This is a genomic window from Anoxybacillus dikiliensis, assembly GCF_050613275.1.
Classification (GTDB): domain Bacteria; phylum Bacillota; class Bacilli; order Bacillales; family Anoxybacillaceae; genus Anoxybacillus.
This window is the reverse complement of record NZ_CP187112.1, coordinates 95,001-112,259: the sequence shown is the minus strand read 5'-3', so window position 1 is coordinate 112,259 and position 17,259 is coordinate 95,001. Positions and strand designations below refer to the sequence as shown.

Annotated in this window: 19 protein-coding genes, 2 rRNA genes and 1 other annotated feature (1 of these 22 cut by a window edge); all 21 genes read right to left on the bottom strand. The window is 41.2% G+C overall.

Annotated elements, in window-relative coordinates:
* Window positions 1–73: 73 nt before the first annotated feature.
* A complete protein-coding gene (gene rplK, locus ACPF7I_RS00595) occupies window positions 74–499 on the bottom strand; it encodes a 50S ribosomal protein L11 (protein WP_003397643.1) in 426 nt (141 codons plus the stop codon).
* 151 nt (window positions 500–650) lie between these two features.
* A complete protein-coding gene (gene nusG, locus ACPF7I_RS00590) occupies window positions 651–1,184 on the bottom strand; it encodes a transcription termination/antitermination protein NusG (protein ID WP_021095342.1) in 534 nt (177 codons plus the stop codon).
* Between the two features lie 117 nt (window positions 1,185–1,301).
* Complete coding sequence (gene secE, locus ACPF7I_RS00585) at window positions 1,302–1,484, bottom strand: preprotein translocase subunit SecE (protein ID WP_430745391.1); 183 nt, start codon at window positions 1,482–1,484, stop codon at window positions 1,302–1,304.
* Between the two features lie 31 nt (window positions 1,485–1,515).
* The gene (gene rpmG, locus ACPF7I_RS00580) at window positions 1,516–1,665 is read right to left on the bottom strand and encodes a 50S ribosomal protein L33 (RefSeq protein WP_042894931.1); all 150 of its coding nucleotides are present in this window, start codon (window positions 1,663–1,665) and stop codon (window positions 1,516–1,518) included.
* A gap of 63 nt (window positions 1,666–1,728) precedes the next feature.
* Complete coding sequence (sigH, locus tag ACPF7I_RS00575) at window positions 1,729–2,379, bottom strand: RNA polymerase sporulation sigma factor SigH (protein ID WP_042894940.1); 651 nt, start codon at window positions 2,377–2,379, stop codon at window positions 1,729–1,731.
* Window positions 2,380–2,446: 67 nt separating this feature from the next.
* Window positions 2,447–2,956, bottom strand: coding sequence for an NYN domain-containing protein (locus ACPF7I_RS00570; protein WP_021095344.1), 510 nt, complete (start codon window positions 2,954–2,956; stop codon window positions 2,447–2,449).
* Window position 2,957: 1 nt separating this feature from the next.
* Entirely contained in the window at window positions 2,958–3,695 is a 738-nt protein-coding gene (gene rlmB, locus ACPF7I_RS00565; protein WP_430745393.1) for a 23S rRNA (guanosine(2251)-2'-O)-methyltransferase RlmB, read from the bottom strand.
* 3 nt (window positions 3,696–3,698) lie between these two features.
* Window positions 3,699–4,124, bottom strand: a complete 426-nt coding sequence (locus tag ACPF7I_RS00560) for a Mini-ribonuclease 3 (RefSeq protein ID WP_430745395.1) — start codon at window positions 4,122–4,124, stop codon at window positions 3,699–3,701.
* 4 nt (window positions 4,125–4,128) lie between these two features.
* Window positions 4,129–5,526, bottom strand: a complete 1,398-nt coding sequence (gene cysS, locus ACPF7I_RS00555) for a cysteine--tRNA ligase (RefSeq protein ID WP_430745397.1) — start codon at window positions 5,524–5,526, stop codon at window positions 4,129–4,131.
* The gene (gene cysE / locus ACPF7I_RS00550) at window positions 5,507–6,172 is read right to left on the bottom strand and encodes a serine O-acetyltransferase (protein WP_430745399.1); all 666 of its coding nucleotides are present in this window, start codon (window positions 6,170–6,172) and stop codon (window positions 5,507–5,509) included. Before cysE ends, cysS begins: the two co-directional genes overlap by 20 nt.
* 54 nt (window positions 6,173–6,226) lie before the next feature.
* Window positions 6,227–6,448, bottom strand: a binding site (T-box leader).
* A 42-nt stretch (window positions 6,449–6,490) separates the two neighbouring features.
* Entirely contained in the window at window positions 6,491–7,951 is a 1,461-nt protein-coding gene (gene gltX / locus ACPF7I_RS00545) for a glutamate--tRNA ligase (RefSeq protein ID WP_430745401.1), read from the bottom strand.
* A gap of 63 nt (window positions 7,952–8,014) precedes the next feature.
* A complete protein-coding gene (ispF, locus tag ACPF7I_RS00540) occupies window positions 8,015–8,497 on the bottom strand; it encodes a 2-C-methyl-D-erythritol 2,4-cyclodiphosphate synthase (protein WP_430746012.1) in 483 nt (160 codons plus the stop codon).
* Window positions 8,497–9,183 (bottom strand): 2-C-methyl-D-erythritol 4-phosphate cytidylyltransferase, encoded by a 687-nt coding sequence (gene ispD, locus ACPF7I_RS00535; RefSeq protein WP_430745403.1) that lies wholly within the window; start codon window positions 9,181–9,183, stop codon window positions 8,497–8,499. Before ispD ends, ispF begins: the two co-directional genes overlap by 1 nt.
* A gap of 19 nt (window positions 9,184–9,202) precedes the next feature.
* Window positions 9,203–10,291, bottom strand: coding sequence for a PIN/TRAM domain-containing protein (locus ACPF7I_RS00530; protein ID WP_327850827.1), 1,089 nt, complete (start codon window positions 10,289–10,291; stop codon window positions 9,203–9,205).
* 92 nt (window positions 10,292–10,383) lie between these two features.
* Window positions 10,384–11,778, bottom strand: coding sequence for a DNA repair protein RadA (radA, locus tag ACPF7I_RS00525; RefSeq protein WP_430745405.1), 1,395 nt, complete (start codon window positions 11,776–11,778; stop codon window positions 10,384–10,386).
* Window positions 11,779–11,836: 58 nt separating this feature from the next.
* Window positions 11,837–14,269 (bottom strand): ATP-dependent protease ATP-binding subunit ClpC, encoded by a 2,433-nt coding sequence (clpC, locus tag ACPF7I_RS00520; protein WP_430745406.1) that lies wholly within the window; start codon window positions 14,267–14,269, stop codon window positions 11,837–11,839.
* Between the two features lie 20 nt (window positions 14,270–14,289).
* Entirely contained in the window at window positions 14,290–15,354 is a 1,065-nt protein-coding gene (locus ACPF7I_RS00515) for a protein arginine kinase (RefSeq protein WP_430745408.1), read from the bottom strand.
* Window positions 15,355–15,357: 3 nt separating this feature from the next.
* Window positions 15,358–15,900, bottom strand: a complete 543-nt coding sequence (locus tag ACPF7I_RS00510; RefSeq protein WP_430745410.1) for a UvrB/UvrC motif-containing protein — start codon at window positions 15,898–15,900, stop codon at window positions 15,358–15,360.
* A gap of 14 nt (window positions 15,901–15,914) precedes the next feature.
* Entirely contained in the window at window positions 15,915–16,376 is a 462-nt protein-coding gene (locus tag ACPF7I_RS00505) for a CtsR family transcriptional regulator (RefSeq protein ID WP_021095355.1), read from the bottom strand.
* 170 nt (window positions 16,377–16,546) lie between these two features.
* Window positions 16,547–16,663, bottom strand: a 5S ribosomal RNA gene (rrf, locus tag ACPF7I_RS00500).
* A 208-nt stretch (window positions 16,664–16,871) separates the two neighbouring features.
* Window positions 16,872–17,259: ribosomal RNA gene (locus tag ACPF7I_RS00495) — 23S ribosomal RNA — on the bottom strand; it runs 2,538 nt beyond the window's last position.

Here is a 17,259-nt window from a genome sequence, read left to right as displayed (position 1 = left end):
TAACGGAAAGACCTCCCACGAATAAAGGTTGCGAAAACTATATAGTTCGCTTCCGCAACCTTCTCCAGCCAGATTAGTCTTCGATGACGATACCCATGCTGCGCGCTGTTCCTTCGATCATGCGCATAGCCGCTTCAATGCTCGCCGCGTTTAAGTCTGGCATTTTTGTTTCAGCAATCTCGCGCACTTTATCGCGCTTTACTGTTGCCACTTTATTACGGTTTGGCTCACCAGAACCAGACTCGATACCAGCCGCTTTCTTCAGTAATACAGCAGCAGGCGGAGTTTTCGTAATAAATGTAAATGAACGGTCTTCATATACCGTAATTTCAACAGGAATAATTAAACCTGCTTGATCAGCTGTACGAGCGTTGAATTCTTTACAGAATCCCATGATGTTAACACCAGCTTGACCTAACGCTGGACCGACTGGTGGTGCTGGATTCGCTTTCCCTGCAGGAATTTGCAATTTGACAACTTTAATTACTTTCTTAGCCACGAGACACACCTCCTTAAGTCCGTGATGTGGTATTAGGGATGTTCCCTCCCACTCCATATATGAAAACAATCATCGCATTCGTCTCAATGATTGAGACATACTGACCTTAAAATATTATCACTTTTCTTTCCTATTTGCAAGTTGTTTACTATTATATTTTTTCGATTTGCGAAAAGTCAAGTTCCACCGGTGTTTCACGTCCGAACATATCAACAAGTACGGTTACTTTTTGTTTTTCCATCTCAATTTCTTGAATCGTTCCAACAAAATTTGCGAATGGTCCTTCTTTAATGCGAACCGCTTCATTCAATTCAAAATCAAATTCAAGCTCGATTAAGTCGACGCCCATGCGTTTTAAAATTGCCGAAACTTCTTCTTCGAGAAGTGGGGTCGGTTTTGATCCAGCGCCAGCTGAACCAACGAATCCTGTTACCCCCGGCGTATTGCGTACAACGTACCAAGAATCGTCTGTCATAATCATTTCTACAAGCACGTAACCTGGGAATACTTTCTTTTTAACAACTTTCTTTTTGCCGCCCTTTGTGTCTGTTTCTTCTTCTTCAGGTACGACGACACGAAAGATTTTATCTTGCATCCCCATCGATTCAACGCGCTTTTCTAAGTTCGTTTTTACTTTATTCTCATAACCTGAATACGTATGAATAACATACCAATTCTTTTCCATTAGCTGGGACGATACCGTCCTTCCCTCCCTAAACAAATCTTTTTAGGCAAAATAAAAACCCGTTACCGGGCTTTATTTCTGTTTGTTATCTTTCATTATACCATGGATATACTAGTGCTATTCAAGTATAAAACGAACTAACTCTGAAATTCCTAAATCAACAACCGCAAAAAATACAGTAAAAAATGCAACTGTCGCTAAAACGGTAATCGTATAATTCACTAGTTCTTTTCGTTTCGGCCAGCTGACTTTTTTCATTTCGCGAACAACTTCGCGGAAAAATTTCATTACTCGTTGCATATAAAACCCTCCAACGTTTCGGGATCATCAACTACTTCGTTTCACGGTGAATCGTATGCGTATTGCATGTTTTGCAAAACTTCTTCATCTCAAGCCGTTCATGATGTTGGGCCACATTTTTCATCGTTGAATAATTTCTGCTTAAACATTGGCTACATGCTAAAATTACTTTTTTGCGCATACGTTTTCCTCCGATATACTACGTCTTAAAAACTGTATCACACAATATTTTTTTATGTCAATATTATAAACGAATCCCTTGAATTTCTACATACTTTTCGAGTTTACGTTTTACGCGTTGCAACGCGTTGTCAATCGATTTCACATGGCGATTGAGCTCTTCAGAAATTTCTTGATATGATCGACCTTCTAAATAAAGAAGGAGCACTTTCCGTTCTAAATCGCTAAGCAGTTCAGTCATTTTTTCTTCAATATGATCGAACTCTTCGCGATTAATGATTAACTCTTCAGGATTTGTTATTTTCGTTCCCGAAAGAACGTCCATTAATGTACGGGCAGAATCATCTTCGTAAATCGGCTTGTCCAATGAAACATAGCAATTAAGCGGAATATGTTTTTGGCGCGTAGCCATTTTTATCGCCGTAATCATTTGTCTAGTGATGCACAGCTCGGCAAACGCCTTAAACGACGACTGCTTATCTTCTTTAAAATCTCGAATCGCTTTATATAGTCCGATCATTCCTTCTTGTACAATATCTTCGCGATCTGCACCGACTAAAAAATATGAACGTGCTTTCGCTCGGACAAAATTTTTATACTTATGAATTAAATAATCAAGCGCCTCGCTATCACCTTGATGCACAAGTTCTACAATCGTTTCATCTTCTAGTTGTTCATAACGGCTTTGTTGTTTTTCATTTTCATTTGCGCTCACGCCGATCCCCCCGCCCTGCACATGGATAAAAGTATTATACAGTACATTTTTTTACAGGGTCAATCGTTCATTTTTCCCCTCTTCGCCATTTTTCGAAAATTTTTGCCACTTCATCCGTCAGAGGAATTTTTGATATCGGCTTTTTTTGTTGAATATGCTTGACGTTGCTTGAAATATTTCGTTGCACCGCATCGACCTCAATGAGTAGCTCTCGTGCTGATTTGCGCAACGCCCCTTGACCAAAAATCGCCCATTGTTCTGTATAATCTGATGTAGCCACGTATACTTTCGTCCGAACTTTTTGAAGCGACTTCGCCAATTTCTCGATATGTTCATCTGCTGTTTCATTTTCTTTTGTGAAAATGACTTCCACTTGATGATCAACATATTTTTTTGTTGTTCCTTGTACGAGGTGTGCGTCAAAAACAATAATTACTTTACAGCCGGTAAACGCTTGATACTCTGCCATTCTCTCGACAAGTCGATCGCGCGCCAAAGCTAAATCTACATCCCGTAGTTCCCGCAATTCCGGCCAAGCACCGATGATGTTGTAGCCATCAACGATTAAAATATCCATCTTACTCACCTAATGGATGACGTTTTCGATACACCTCATACATTAACAAGCTAGCCGCAACGGAAGCATTTAACGATGTAACATGTCCAACCATCGGCAAGCGAACGAGCACATCGCACTTCTCCCGTAATAAACGGCTTATTCCTTTTCCTTCACTACCAATAACTAACGCTAATGGAATCACCCCATCTAGTTGGCGATAATCTTCATTCCCTTTTGCATCCGTTCCGAAAATCCAAACTCCCCGATCTTTCAATTCATCTACTGTTCGTGCTAAGTTCGTGACACGCGCAACAGGGACATGTTCAATCGCACCCGTTGACGCTTTTGCGACTGTTGCGGTTAAACCGACCGAACGTCGTTTCGGAATGATAATCCCGTGAGCACCTACTGCATCAGCTGTTCGCATAATGGATCCTAAATTGTGCGGATCTTCAAGTTCGTCTAAAATAATAAAAAACGGTGCCTCTCTACGTTCTTCGGCTTTTTTGAACAAGTCATCTACGTCGTAGTATCGATATGCCGCAACTTGTGCAATGACCCCTTGATGATTCCCTTCGCTTAACTGATCCATCTTTTTTTTAGGAACGTATTGCACCGTAATTCCCATCTCTTTAGCAAGCTGGATAATCGGTTGCATTTGGCCGCGTTGGGAACCTTCAGCAATCCATATTTTATTCATTTCTCGTCCGGATTTTAATGCTTCCAATACCGGGTTTTTACCGATAATGAGATCCATCCGTTACATCCTCCTTTCATCATCGTTGCGATGTACATGAAACACCCATTCCATTAATTGATGGAGCCGCTCTTCATTTCCGCTTAAAAAATGGTAGCCAATTAACGCTTCAAACCCTGTACTTTGACGATACGTTTGTACATCAGTATTTTTCGGAGTGCTCCCGGATTTTGCATTGCGCCCACGTCGAACGATAGCGAGTTCATGTTCCGAAAGGTGATTATGATTGAGCAGCCATTGTAACACATTCGCCTGCGCTTTAGCACAAACATATGTTTTTGCTAAGTTGTGTAAATCATTCGGTTTTACTTTTCCTAAGGCAAGGAGGTGATGCCGTACGAATAATTCGTATATGGCATCACCAATGTAAGCCAACGTTAAACCGTTTAATTGTTGAAAATCTTTCATTTTAGGAAACAAGTGCAACATCGTTTTATCCTCTTCTCCATCTCGTGCCTTGTGGTGTATCTTCTAAAATGATGTTTTTCGCTTTTAACTCATCACGAATGCGGTCAGCTAAAGCGAAATCGCGATTTTTCCGCGCTTCAATTCGTTGTTGAATGAGCGCTTCAATTTCCTCATCAAGCAATTCATCTTGCTGTAAAGAAAGACCAAGGACATCAAAAAGCTGTTCAAATTGTTGTAAAAACTTTTGAATAACAGCTTCAGATGTATGTTTCTCCATCAAATATATGTTTGCTTGTTTGGCTAGTTCAAATAGCACAGCAATCCCGTTCGCTGTATTGAAATCATCATCCATTTCGCGAATAAATTCGTTTTTCAACTCCTCAATTTTCGCTAACCACTGTTCATCATTTGTCGTTAAATTTGTACTGCTTCCTAAGCGGTGTTTGACATTCGCATACGCTGTCTTTAGACGTTCTAACCCACTTTTTGCACTGTCGAGCAACGGCTGGCTATAGTTAATTGGATGACGATAATGGACCGAAAGCATGAAGAAACGCAACACTTGCGGATCAACTTGCTTAATAATGTCATGCACTAATATAAAGTTTCCAAGCGACTTTGACATTTTTTCGTTGTCGATATTAATATAGCCGTTGTGCAACCAATATTTCGCAAAAGGCTTGCCCGTTAGCGCCTCGGATTGAGCGATTTCATTTTCATGGTGCGGAAACGTTAAATCTTGCCCACCGGCATGAATGTCAATCGTATCTCCTAAATATTTACGCGCCATGGCTGAACATTCAATATGCCATCCTGGTCGACCTTTCCCCCATGGACTATCCCAGTAAATCTCTCCTTCTTTTGCTGCTTTCCATAGCGCAAAATCAAGAGGATCCTCTTTTTTCTCTCCAACTTCAATACGAGCTCCCGACTTTAATTCATCGATAGACTGATGTGATAATTTACCGTAGTCGGGGAAACGGCGGGTGCGATAATATACGTCACCTTCAACTTCATACGCGTACCCTTTTTCAATTAACTGTTCAATGAATTGAATGATTGTATCAATGTTTTCCGTCACCCGTGGATGAACATCTGCCTTTTTACAACCAAGTGCTGTAATATCTTCGAAATACGCTTCAATAAACCGCTCCGCAATGGTCGGTACATCTTCTCCCAGTTCTCTTGCCGCTCGAATAAGTTTATCGTCTACATCGGTGAAATTAGAGACATATTGAACTTCGTACCCACGAAATTGTAAGTAGCGGCGAATCGTATCAAATACAATAGCCGGACGGGCGTTGCCAATATGAATATAGTTGTATACTGTCGGTCCGCATACATACATTTTTACTTTATTTGGTTCTAATGGGATAAACGGCTCCTTTTTTCGCGTTAACGTATTATACACTTGAATGCTCATGGTTCACCGTTCCTTTCTTTAGTTCTTGTACTTGTGCTTTTAGTTGCTCGATTTCTGCTTCTAACTCTTTAAAACGATCTGCAATTGGATCCGGTAAATCACAATGATTTAAATCTTTATTGACACGCACTCCATTTTGTACAACGACACGCCCTGGAATACCGACAACCGTTGAGTTTGGTGGTACATCTTTCAACACGACCGAACCGGCCCCAATTTTACTATTCTCCCCAATAGTGATGGAACCAAGCACTTTCGCACCGGTTGCAATTAAGCAGTTATCTTTAATCGTCGGATGACGTTTTCCCTTTTCCTTACCGGTTCCACCGAGTGTGACACCTTGATACACCGTTACGTTATCACCAATTTCGCACGTTTCACCGATGACGACTCCCATGCCGTGATCGATGAAAAAGCGGCGACCAATTTTTGCACCTGGGTGGATTTCAATGCCGGTAAAAAAGCGGCTAATTTGTGAAATAAGGCGAGCTAAAAAGTAAAATTTCCGCTTATAAAGCGCATGTGCAATGCGATGTGCCCAAATCGCATGTAACCCGGAATACGTCAAAATAACTTCTAAATAACTTCTTGCTGCCGGGTCTTGTTCGAAAATCACTTCAATGTCTTCTTTTAATGTTTTAAACACGTTGTTCCCCCCTTTGTTATCTTCCAAAATAAAAAACGTCTCTGTGTACGATGACACAGAGACGCTTCACTAGCGCGGTTCCACTCTGTTTAGCCAAAAGGCTCACTCTTGCCCTTATAACGGAAGGGAATCCGCTCCATTCTACTGCAGAACGTCTCTGGTTCGAAAGGAGGCTCCGAGGTGCATTTCAAAAGAATCAAGCATAAACCACTTCCAGCCAAGGTGGTTCTCTCTGACATGCTGACTCTTTTTACTTCTCCTCATCGACGCTTTCACCGATATGACTTACACTTATTTTATTATATAGACAAAGAAATGTTAACCGATGAGTTTTGCTAATCGGGACATTACCGTTTCTTTTCCGAGCAAACGAATCGCCTCCGGAAGTTCTGGACCGTGCGTTTGTCCTGTTACCGCTACACGAATCGGCATAAATAAGTTTTTCCCTTTTTGTCCCGTTTCTTTTTGCACTGTTTTAATTGCAGCTTTAATATGATCACTATCAAACGTTGCAAGCTGCTCCACTTGCTCATAAAATGCTTTTAACACAAGCGGTACTTGCTCGCCACCCAAAACAGCCTTTGCTTCTTCATCATACTCGATTTCTTGCTTAAAGAACAACTCTGATAACTGAACAATTTCGGCACCATAGCTCATTTGCTCTTGATATAGCGCTATTAAATCACGAGCCCACTGTTTTTGTTCGTCGGTCATTTGTTCTGGCAGGCGCCCCGCTCGAATTAAATGAGGAAGCGATAATTCAACTAGTCGATCTAAATCGAGCTTTTTAATATATTGGTTGTTCATCCATGTCAGTTTCTGCTTATCAAACATCGATGGAGATTTTGACAAACGCGAAACATCAAAAATGCGAATAAGTTCTTCTTTTGTAAAAATCTCCTCTTCTCCTTCAGGAGACCAGCCCAACAGCGCAAAAAAGTTAAACATCGCCTCTGGTAAATAACCAAGCTCTTTATATTGGGAAACGAATTGAATAATTGACTCATCGCGCTTTGATAATTTTTTGCGATTTTCATTCACAATAAGCGTTAAATGTGCGTATTTTGGTGGCTCCCAACCAAAATATTCATATACCATTAACTGTTTCGGCGTGTTCGATAAATGCTCTTCACCACGGAATACATGTGTAATTTTCATTAGATGATCATCAATGACGACAGCGAAGTTATACGTTGGGATGCCGTTCGCTTTTACGATGACCCAATCACCGATATCTTTCGATTCAAAAGATACTCGACCGCGCACCATATCTTCAAATTCGTACACTTTCCCTTCCGGCACTTTTAAACGAATTGTATAAGGCTTGCCTTCCGCTTCTAGCTGCTGAACTTCCTCTGTTGTTAAGTGACGGCATTTGCCGCTATATTGTGGCGCTGCAATACCTGCCGCTTTTTGCGCCTCACGCTCTTGTTCTAACTCCTCAGGTGTACAAAAACATTTGTATGCATGTCCTTTTTCTAACAATTCGTTTGTATATTGGCGATATATGTGCAGACGCTCCGTTTGACGATAGGGACCGTATCCACCATCTTTATCTACGGATTCATCATACTCAATACCGAGCCATTTCAAGTTTTCAAGTTGTGATTGCTCGCCACCTTCTACATTTCGCTCAATATCTGTATCTTCAATGCGAACGATAAATTTTCCTTGATGATGACGAGCAAACAAATAGTTAAATAACGCTGTGCGCGCACCACCAATATGTAAATGACCCGTCGGACTCGGTGCGTAACGCACCCTTACTTCCTGTGACATGCCATAACCTCCATCTACCTAATTTCTGTACCCCATTGTACCGTAAACGACATACAAAATCCATCATTCATTATTTTTTTGTAACAAAATGACGGCTTGTGCGGCAATTCCTTCTCCTCTCCCTGTAAAACCAAGCTTTTCTGTCGTTGTTGCTTTGACGTTTACTTGTGAAACGTCCCCTTCTAACAGCTCAGCAATTCGTTTTTGCATGTTTGCAATATATGGAGCCATTTTCGGTTTTTGTGCAATAATCGTACAGTCAACATTCACAAGCGTATACCCATGTTGGCGTACAAGACTCCATACACGTTGTAATAAAAGTGCAGAATCAACATCTTTGTATGCTTCATCTGTATCCGGAAAATGTTTTCCAATATCCCCTTGACCGATCGCGCCTAAACATGCATCGGCAATCGCATGGAGCAATACGTCTGCATCGGAATGTCCGAGCAACCCTTTTTCATACGGAATGTGTATTCCGCCAATAATAAGTGGACGCCCTTCAGCAAACTGATGGACATCAAATCCTTGTCCAATTCGATACATCATCGATCCCCTCTCGCACGTAAAATCGCTTTCGCAAATAATAAATCTTCTTGTGTTGTTAGCTTAATGTTTGTATATTCGCCTTCTACAACAACGACACGATGACCGATCCGCTCAACGAGACTTGCATCATCTGTTCCGATAAACTGTTCTTTTTTTGCTCGTTCATGGGCATCGATAATTAATGGCATGGAAAAAGCTTGTGGCGTTTGTACAGCCCACAAGCTCGATCGATCGACCGTTTTTTCAACTTGCCCATCGATCACCTGTTTCATCGTATCTTTGACAGGAACAGCTAACACAGCTGCTCCCGTATCTTTTGTCACTCGAACGAGTTCGTGAATTTTTTTCATCGTTACAAACGGACGAGCGCCATCGTGAATGAGCACAATATGATTACCATTCACCGCTTTTAACCCATTATAGACGCTCTGCTGTCTTTCTTCCCCTCCTGAAACGAGGGCTTTCACTTTTTTTATTTCAAAACGATGAAGCATATGAACAAACTGCTCACGTTCTTGATCATTAATGACTAACACAATACCTTCGCAAAAATCATCTCGTTCAAATACACGTAACGTATGAATAATAACAGGTACTCCTTCAAGCTCGATAAATTGTTTATTCATTCCTGCATTCATTCGTTTTCCTTGGCCAGCTGCCGGTATAACGACATGATAATTCATTTCCCTAACTCCTAACAGCTTATAATGCTTTTTCAAGTAGCTTTAGTTTGGCAAAAATCATTCTTCCAGCTGATGTTTGCAACACGCTCGTTACAAGCACATCGACTCTTTTTCCGATATAGTCCTTCCCATCTTCTACAACGATCATCGTTCCGTCATCTAAATAAGCAACACCTTGATTTTGTTCTTTCCCATCTTTAATCACATGAACATTTAACTCTTCCCCCGGAAGAACTATCGGTTTTACCGCGTTCGCTAAATCGTTAATATTTAGCACAGGAACATTTTGTAATTCACACACTTTATTTAAGTTGAAGTCATTTGTCACAACAACCCCTGATGTCAATTGCGCCAATTTGACAAGCTTGCTGTCGACTTCTTGAATTCCTTCAAAATCACCTTCATATATTTCAACGTTAATGGCTAACTCTTTTTGGATACGGTTTAAAATATCAAGTCCTCTTCGTCCGCGATTTCTTTTTAACGCATCCGAAGAATCAGCAATATGCTGCAATTCTTCTAGAACAAAGCGCGGAATGACAATCGTCCCTTCCAAAAAGCCCGTTTGACAAATATCCGCAATACGCCCGTCGATAATGACGCTCGTATCTAAAATTTTCAGCGATTTACCTTTTTTCTCCTCTTCTTCGCTACCTTTTTTCTTTCCTGTCCGATTTGGCAAAGAAAATAAGTTCATTAACTCATCGCGCTTCTTAAATCCGACTTGGAATCCTAAATACCCTAACAGTAGCGTAAGGAAAATGGGCAAGATCGTATTAACAAGCGGAATTTGAATAGAATTCAACGGAATAACGACTAAAAAGGCAACAATGAGCCCGAAAATTAAACCGAGACTTCCAAATAATAAATCGGTTACAGGCGCTTTGACTAACGTTTCTTCCATCCAATGAATAAGTCCAACCACATGATCGACTAACCAAAACGTGAGAAGGAATACGATGATCGCACCAACTGGGGCCGCTACATATGGGCTATCGACATAAGGAAAATCGTCTAAGTGCAGCAGCTTCAACAAAGTAGGAAAGAAAATGATTCCTAACATGCCCCCAGTAATTAAAAAAGATGCTTGCACAATTCGTTTTAACACGTTTTTTTTCACCTCCTCTATTACATTATAAACAGTTTCCAATGTTTGAAACCAATCTGAACATGATTTTTAATGATTTTTTAATGGTTTTGTTAAAATATTGGACGATTTTTCCCTTCTCCTAATGCATAATATAGCGCTTCTTCTACATTGACTACCCCAATAACTTCGACATCTTTTGGAATGTTCCAGCCACCGATGTTGCTTTTCGGAATAATGATGCGTTGGAAGCCGAGCTTCGCAGCTTCTTGTACACGCTGTTCAATGCGAGACACGCGACGTACTTCACCTGTCAATCCGACTTCCCCAATAACGACATCGGTATGATTTGTTGGTTGATCACGAAAACTGGAAGCGATACTTACAGCAATGGCTAAGTCAATCGCAGGTTCATCTAACTTTATGCCACCAGCTACTTTTAAATAAGCATCTTGGTTTTGAAGGAGCAAACCAACCCTTTTTTCAAGTACAGCCATTAGTAAGGAAACGCGATTATGATCTATTCCTGTTGCCATTCGACGTGGCGTTCCAAAACTAGTCGGCGATACTAATGCTTGAATTTCCACTAACACCGGTCTCGTTCCTTCCATAGAAGCAACGACCGTGGATCCAGCAGCTCCTTTAGAACGCTCTTCTAAAAAAATTTCTGAAGGGTTTTTCACTTCAGCTAGCCCTGCTTCTTTCATTTCGAAAATACCGATTTCATTTGTAGAGCCAAATCGATTTTTCACTGCCCGTAAAATGCGGTACGTATGATGACGCTCTCCTTCAAAATATAATACGGTGTCAACCATATGCTCTAAAATGCGTGGTCCGGCAAGCGCCCCTTCCTTCGTGACATGCCCAACAATAAAAATCGCAATCCCTTTCGTTTTAGCTACCCGCATCAACTCTGCTGTACATTCACGAACTTGTGATACACTCCCTGGTGCAGATGTAATTTCTGAGCGATATATCGTTTGAATCGAGTCGATGACAACGAACGATGGTTTCATATCATCAACAGTTTGGATAATATGCTCTAAATTTGTTTCAGACAAAACATATAAATGTTCAGCAGTTACATGCAACCGCTCGGCACGCAACTTCGTTTGTTTTACTGATTCTTCCCCGGAAATATATAATACAGGATGAGCATCGTTTGCGAGTTGAGCAGAAATTTGTAACAACAATGTTGATTTCCCAATACCAGGATCCCCACCAATCAAAACAAGGGAACCACGAACAATTCCACCCCCGAGCACGCGATTAAACTCCGTAAACTTCGTATCGATTCTCGGTTCGTGTGTTGTTTCTACCGTCGTAATCGATACAGGCTTGGTTGCTGCCCCTTCTGTATGCACAAATAGCGCACGGTTATGTGGTTTTACTATTTCCGTTTCTTCGACCATTGTGTTCCATGAATGACAACCTGGACATTTCCCCATCCACTTCGCTGTTTCATATCCACAATGTTGACAAACAAATTTCGTTTTCCGCTTAACCATTACTTCATTCCTTTCATTATGAAAAACAAGGTATGCGTGTAAGCATACCTTGTTTTCGTTATTTTACTGTCTCTGTTGTTAACACAACAAACTGACCATCTTTTACATCCATAACAACTTTTTGTCGGCTGCCGATCGTTCCTTTTAACAGTTCTTCAGATAAACGATCTTCAATATGTTTTTGAATTGCTCGGCGCAATGGACGCGCCCCGTACTCTAAATCGTAACCTTCTTCCGCTAATTTTTCAATGGCGGCATCCGTTAATTCTAAATCGATTTGTTGTTCTTGTAGGCGTTTTTTCAATTGTTCAACCATTAATGAAACAATTTCCTTCAAATGTTTCTTTTCAAGTGAATGGAAAACAATAATTTCATCAATTCGGTTTAAAAACTCCGGACGGAACGCCTTTTTCAACTCATCCATCACTTTCCCTTTCATATCTTTGTATTGCTGGCTTTCGTCTTGCACATTAAAACCGACATATTTATTTCTCTTTAAAGCGTCAGCACCAACGTTTGATGTCATAATAATGATCGTATTGCGGAAATCAACTGTGCGTCCTTTCGAATCCGTTAAACGGCCATCTTCTAGCACTTGTAATAAAATGTTAAATACATCTGGATGCGCTTTTTCAATCTCATCTAATAAGATAACAGAATACGGTTTGCGACGAACTTTTTCCGTTAATTGTCCACCTTCTTCATAGCCGACGTATCCTGGAGGTGAACCGACAAGGCGTGATGTCGAATGTTTCTCCATATATTCAGACATGTCAATGCGAATCATCGCATCTTCATCGCCAAACATCGCTTCGGCAAGCGCTCGCGCTAACTCTGTTTTTCCTACCCCCGTCGGTCCAAGGAAAATAAACGAGCCAATTGGACGCTTTGGATCTTTTAATCCTGCACGAGCACGCCGAACTGCCTTAGCAACAGCCTTCACCGCCTCTTCCTGCCCGATAACACGAGAATGTAAAATTTCCTCTAACTTTAACAATCGTTCTGTTTCTGTTTGAGCTAATTTAGATACTGGAATTCCGGTCCAACTTGACACAACAGCCGCAATATCTTCTACAGTCACTTCAGAGTTTTCTTGACCTTGTTTCTCTTTCCATGCCCGCTTTGTTTCTTCAAGTTGTTCGCGCAATTTTTGTTCCGCATCTCGCAATGATGCTGCTTTTTCAAACTCTTGACTTTGCACAGCTGCATCTTTTTCTTTGCGAATTTCCTCAAGTTTTTGTTCGAGCTCTTTTAAATTTGGTGGAGTCGTAAACGAACGTAACCGTACTTTCGAGCAAGCTTCGTCAATTAAATCAATTGCTTTATCTGGCAAAAATCGATCCGAAATATATCGGTCTGAAAGCTTTACCGCCTGCTCAATCGCCTCATCTGAAATAGAAACGCGATGGTGAGCTTCGTAACGATCTCGCAAACCTTTTAAAATTTGAATGGATTCCTCAACCGTCGGTTCACCCACATGAATTGGCTGGAAGCGTCTTTCTAACGCTGCATCTTTTTCAATATATTTTCGGTATTCATCTAACGTTGTCGCCCCAATGCATTGTAATTCCCCGCGAGCAAGAGAAGGTTTTAAAATATTTGACGCATCAATAGCTCCTTCCGCACCTCCTGCTCCGATGAGTGTATGCAATTCGTCAATAAACAAGATGATGTTGCCAGCCTGGCGAATTTCATCCATCACTTTTTTCAACCGATCTTCAAATTCCCCGCGATATTTTGTTCCGGCAACGACTGTTCCCATATCAAGCGTCATGACACGCTTATCACGAAGCGTCTCAGGCACTTCGTTATTGACAATTTGTTGAGCTAGTCCCTCGGCAATGGCCGTTTTCCCTACACCTGGCTCTCCGATTAAAACAGGATTATTTTTCGTTCGGCGGCTTAACACTTCAATGACACGTTGAATTTCTTTACTTCTTCCAATCACAGGGTCTAAACCGCCCTCACGTGCAATAGCTGTTAAATCACGTGCTAAACTGTCTAATGTCGGCGTGTTCGCATGCGTTGTTCCCCCATGATGCCCTGAGGCCAATTCATTGCTTCCTAATAATTGGAGCACTTGCTGACGAGCTTTATTTAGGCTTACCCCTAAATTATTTAAAACACGTGCAGCAACACCTTCTCCTTCACGAATAAGTCCAAGTAAAATATGCTCTGTTCCAACGTACGAATGTCCAAGCTTTCTAGCCTCATCCATTGACAATTCAATCACTTTTTTTGCGCGAGGCGTATAGTGAATCGTTTGCCCTACTTCGTTTCCACGTCCAATAAGTGATTCTACTTCTTTTTGAATTTTATCTGGTCCTAATCCAAGCGCCATAAGCGCTTTTGCTGCAATTCCTTCCCCTTCGCGAATTAAGCCGAGCAAAATGTGCTCTGTTCCAATATTGTTATGTCCCAAACGAACCGCTTCTTCCTGTGCTAGTGCTAACACTTTCTGTGCTCGCTCTGTAAAACGTCCAAACATCATTTTCATCAACCTCCTTCAATTTACTTCCATTGGTATAATCGTTCACGAATGAGTGATGCACGGCGAACATCTCGCTCTTGCGGACGCAACGCACCACCTGCATATTTTTGTAAGAAACCGGGCTGTGTCAAAATCATCAGCTCTGTTAAAATTGTTTTGGGAACGTTCGTAATATACCCTAAATCAATACCTAATCGTACATCAGATAAACATTGTGCCGCTTCTTTTGAACCGATGATTCGACTGTTTGTTAAAACACCATAAGAACGATATACCCTATCTTCTAATTGTATGTTAGAAGTTTTGACTAATGCCTCACGCGCCATTCGCTCTTGTTCAATTAATTGACGAACAACTCCTGTTAAATCTTCGACAATATCTTCTTCACTTTTTCCTAATGTAATTTGATTTGATATTTGAAAAATATTCCCTAATGCTTCACTGCCTTCTCCATACGTGCCACGAACAACTAAACCTAGCTGATTAATAGCTGGAATTACTTGATTTATTTGTTGAGTTAATACAAGTCCTGGTAAGTGCATCATAACGGATGCACGTAATCCCGTCCCGACGTTTGTTGGGCAACTAGTTAAATATCCGTATTTTTCATCAAAAGCATAGTCGACATGTTGTTCAATCCAATCGTCTAAAGCGTTAGCCATTTTTAACGCTTCTTTTAATTGAAAACCTGCAAACAAACATTGAATGCGAATATGATCTTCCTCATTGATCATGATGCTTGCTTCTTCTTGTTCCGATAATAAACATGCACCAAATGTACAATCTTCAGCTAAATGAGGACTAATCAAATGTTTTTCGACTAACACACGCTTTTCAATCGATTGTAATTCATTCATTTTTAATAAGAAAAAGGGACCGATATGACCGAGACGTCTTTGTAAAAATAACTGTTCAAACAATTGAACGATTTGCATCGCTTCTTCATTTGTAAATACGGTCGGGAACGAGTATTGTTTCATGTTTCTCGCTAGACGAATACGACTACTTAACACAATGTCAGAATCTGGACCTTCTTCGTTCATCCATGGGCTAAGAGCGCGTTGAAAAAATACATATTCATTCATATATCAAGCGCTCCCTTCTGCATTTAATTTTGTCTCAAGCTCCCGAATTTGATCGCGCACTTCAGCTGCTTTTTCGAACTGTTCTTTAGCAATAAGCTCCTGTAACATTTGTTTCAACTGTCCAATTTGTTTACGAACATATAATGTGCCACCGACCCGCTTCGGAATTTTCCCTTCATGGGCTACATGTCCGCCATGCAATCTTCGGAAAATAGGGGGCAAATAGGTACGAAATGTCTCATAGCAACTTGCACAACCAAAGCGACCAACTTTCACAAATTGGGCATATGTCATTTTGCAATGCTCGCATTGTAATATATGCTCATTATGAAAAGAGGGCGCTTTGGGTTCTTTTAGTGATGCATCCATATTTAATAATCCTGCAATTAAATTGTTAATCGAAAAAGCGCCTTGATGAGGGAACATAAACATTTCACCTTTTTCATGCGCACATTGTTCACAAAGATGAATCTCCGTTTTTTCCCCATTCACAATTTTAGTAAAATGAAGCGTCGCTGGCCGTTGATTGCATTCTTGACATATCAAAGTATTCACCCTCTTTACATATACTTTAGCGATGTCAGCATCGCTTTTAATATGCGGGCACGCAGTTCATCACGATCAGGAAGGTCAATAGATAAAACTGCGCGATCAATAATGCTTAACATCATATTCGCTTCCCGCTGTGAAATTACCTTTTCATCTAACAATCGTTGAATAATATGTTCCCCATTCGTTTGACTAATTCGATCCCGAACGATGGACAATAAGTGATCAATGAGTTGAGAAGCATTTTGGGCTTTCACTTTCATAATACGAATATAACCGCCACCGCCGCGTTTACTTTCAACAATATATCCTCTCTCTAACGTAAAACGTGTATTAATGACATAGTTAATTTGCGAAGGAACACATTGAAATTTATCCGCAATTTCGCTTCGTTTAATCTCGACGATATCTTTTCCGCTCATATTTAACACTTGCTTTAAATATTGCTCAATGACATCAGAGATATTCCTCACATAATCCCTCCTCTGCCAGTTGACTTTGACTATATTTGACTTTAATTTTAATATATACGGAATTCTGCAAAAATGCAAGGATTCCCTTCCTGCACTATTATATATTTTACCCATTGCATTCGTTCAATAAAACAAAAAGACCAAGACTAAATCGTCTTGGTCTTCTCTCTGCCCGGCAACGTCCTACTCTCGCAGGCGGTGTCCCGCCAACTACCATCGGCGCTGGAGAGCTTAACTTCCGTGTTCGGGATGGGAACGGGTGTGACCTCTCCGCTATCGTCACCGAGCAATATGATGAAGAATTATTCCTTCAAAACTAGATAACAGGACTAAACAGTCGCCTACGCCTTTCTTGTTGTCTAGCTTCGAACTAACATCCTCCTGCGCCTTCGCTTTTTCCGTTCGACGTGCACACACGTCTTCGTCAAAAACTTTTGGCTCCGTCGGATGTTTTCTTGACTACGTCAAGAACCGTTCTCCGCTTTTCTTGTGTGCTTAGTTAAGTCCTCGATCGATTAGTATCCGTCAGCTGCACGTGTCGCCACGCTTCCACCTCGGACCTATCAACCTTGTCATCTTCAAGGGATCTTACTCGCTTGACGCGATGGGAAATCTCATCTTGAGGGGGGCTTCACGCTTAGATGCTTTCAGCGCTTATCCCTTCCGCACATAGCTACCCAGCTGTGCCCCTGGCGGGACAACTGGTACACCAGCGGTGCGTCCATCCCGGTCCTCTCGTACTAAGGACAGCTCCTCTCAAATTTCCTACGCCCGCGACGGATAGGGACCGAACTGTCTCACGACGTTCTGAACCCAGCTCGCGTACCGCTTTAATGGGCGAACAGCCCAACCCTTGGGACCGACTACAGCCCCAGGATGCGAT

What these genes read in the sequence shown, in the direction of transcription:
- nusG (WP_021095342.1), bottom strand. Translation starts at nt 1,184, where the DNA reads ATGGAAAAGAATTGGTATGTTATTCATACGTATTCAGGTTATGAGAAT.
- secE (WP_430745391.1), bottom strand. Translation starts at nt 1,484, where the DNA reads ATGCAACGAGTAATGAAATTTTTCCGCGAAGTTGTTCGCGAAATGAAA.
- rpmG (WP_042894931.1), bottom strand. Translation starts at nt 1,665, where the DNA reads ATGCGCAAAAAAGTAATTTTAGCATGTAGCCAATGTTTAAGCAGAAAT.
- ACPF7I_RS00570 (WP_021095344.1), bottom strand. Translation starts at nt 2,956, where the DNA reads ATGGATATTTTAATCGTTGATGGCTACAACATCATCGGTGCTTGGCCG.
- rlmB (WP_430745393.1), bottom strand. Translation starts at nt 3,695, where the DNA reads ATGGATCTCATTATCGGTAAAAACCCGGTATTGGAAGCATTAAAATCC.
- ACPF7I_RS00560 (WP_430745395.1), bottom strand. Translation starts at nt 4,124, where the DNA reads ATGTTGCACTTGTTTCCTAAAATGAAAGATTTTCAACAATTAAACGGT.
- cysS (WP_430745397.1), bottom strand. Translation starts at nt 5,526, where the DNA reads ATGAGCATTCAAGTGTATAATACGTTAACGCGAAAAAAGGAGCCGTTT.
- gltX (WP_430745401.1), bottom strand. Translation starts at nt 7,951, where the DNA reads ATGTCACAGGAAGTAAGGGTGCGTTACGCACCGAGTCCGACGGGTCAT.
- ispF (WP_430746012.1), bottom strand. Translation starts at nt 8,497, where the DNA reads ATGTATCGAATTGGACAAGGATTTGATGTCCATCAGTTTGCTGAAGGG.
- ispD (WP_430745403.1), bottom strand. Translation starts at nt 9,183, where the DNA reads ATGAATTATCATGTCGTTATACCGGCAGCTGGCCAAGGAAAACGAATG.
- radA (WP_430745405.1), bottom strand. Translation starts at nt 11,778, where the DNA reads ATGGTTAAGCGGAAAACGAAATTTGTTTGTCAACATTGTGGATATGAA.
- clpC (WP_430745406.1), bottom strand. Translation starts at nt 14,269, where the DNA reads ATGATGTTTGGACGTTTTACAGAGCGAGCACAGAAAGTGTTAGCACTA.
- ACPF7I_RS00515 (WP_430745408.1), bottom strand. Translation starts at nt 15,354, where the DNA reads ATGAATGAATATGTATTTTTTCAACGCGCTCTTAGCCCATGGATGAAC.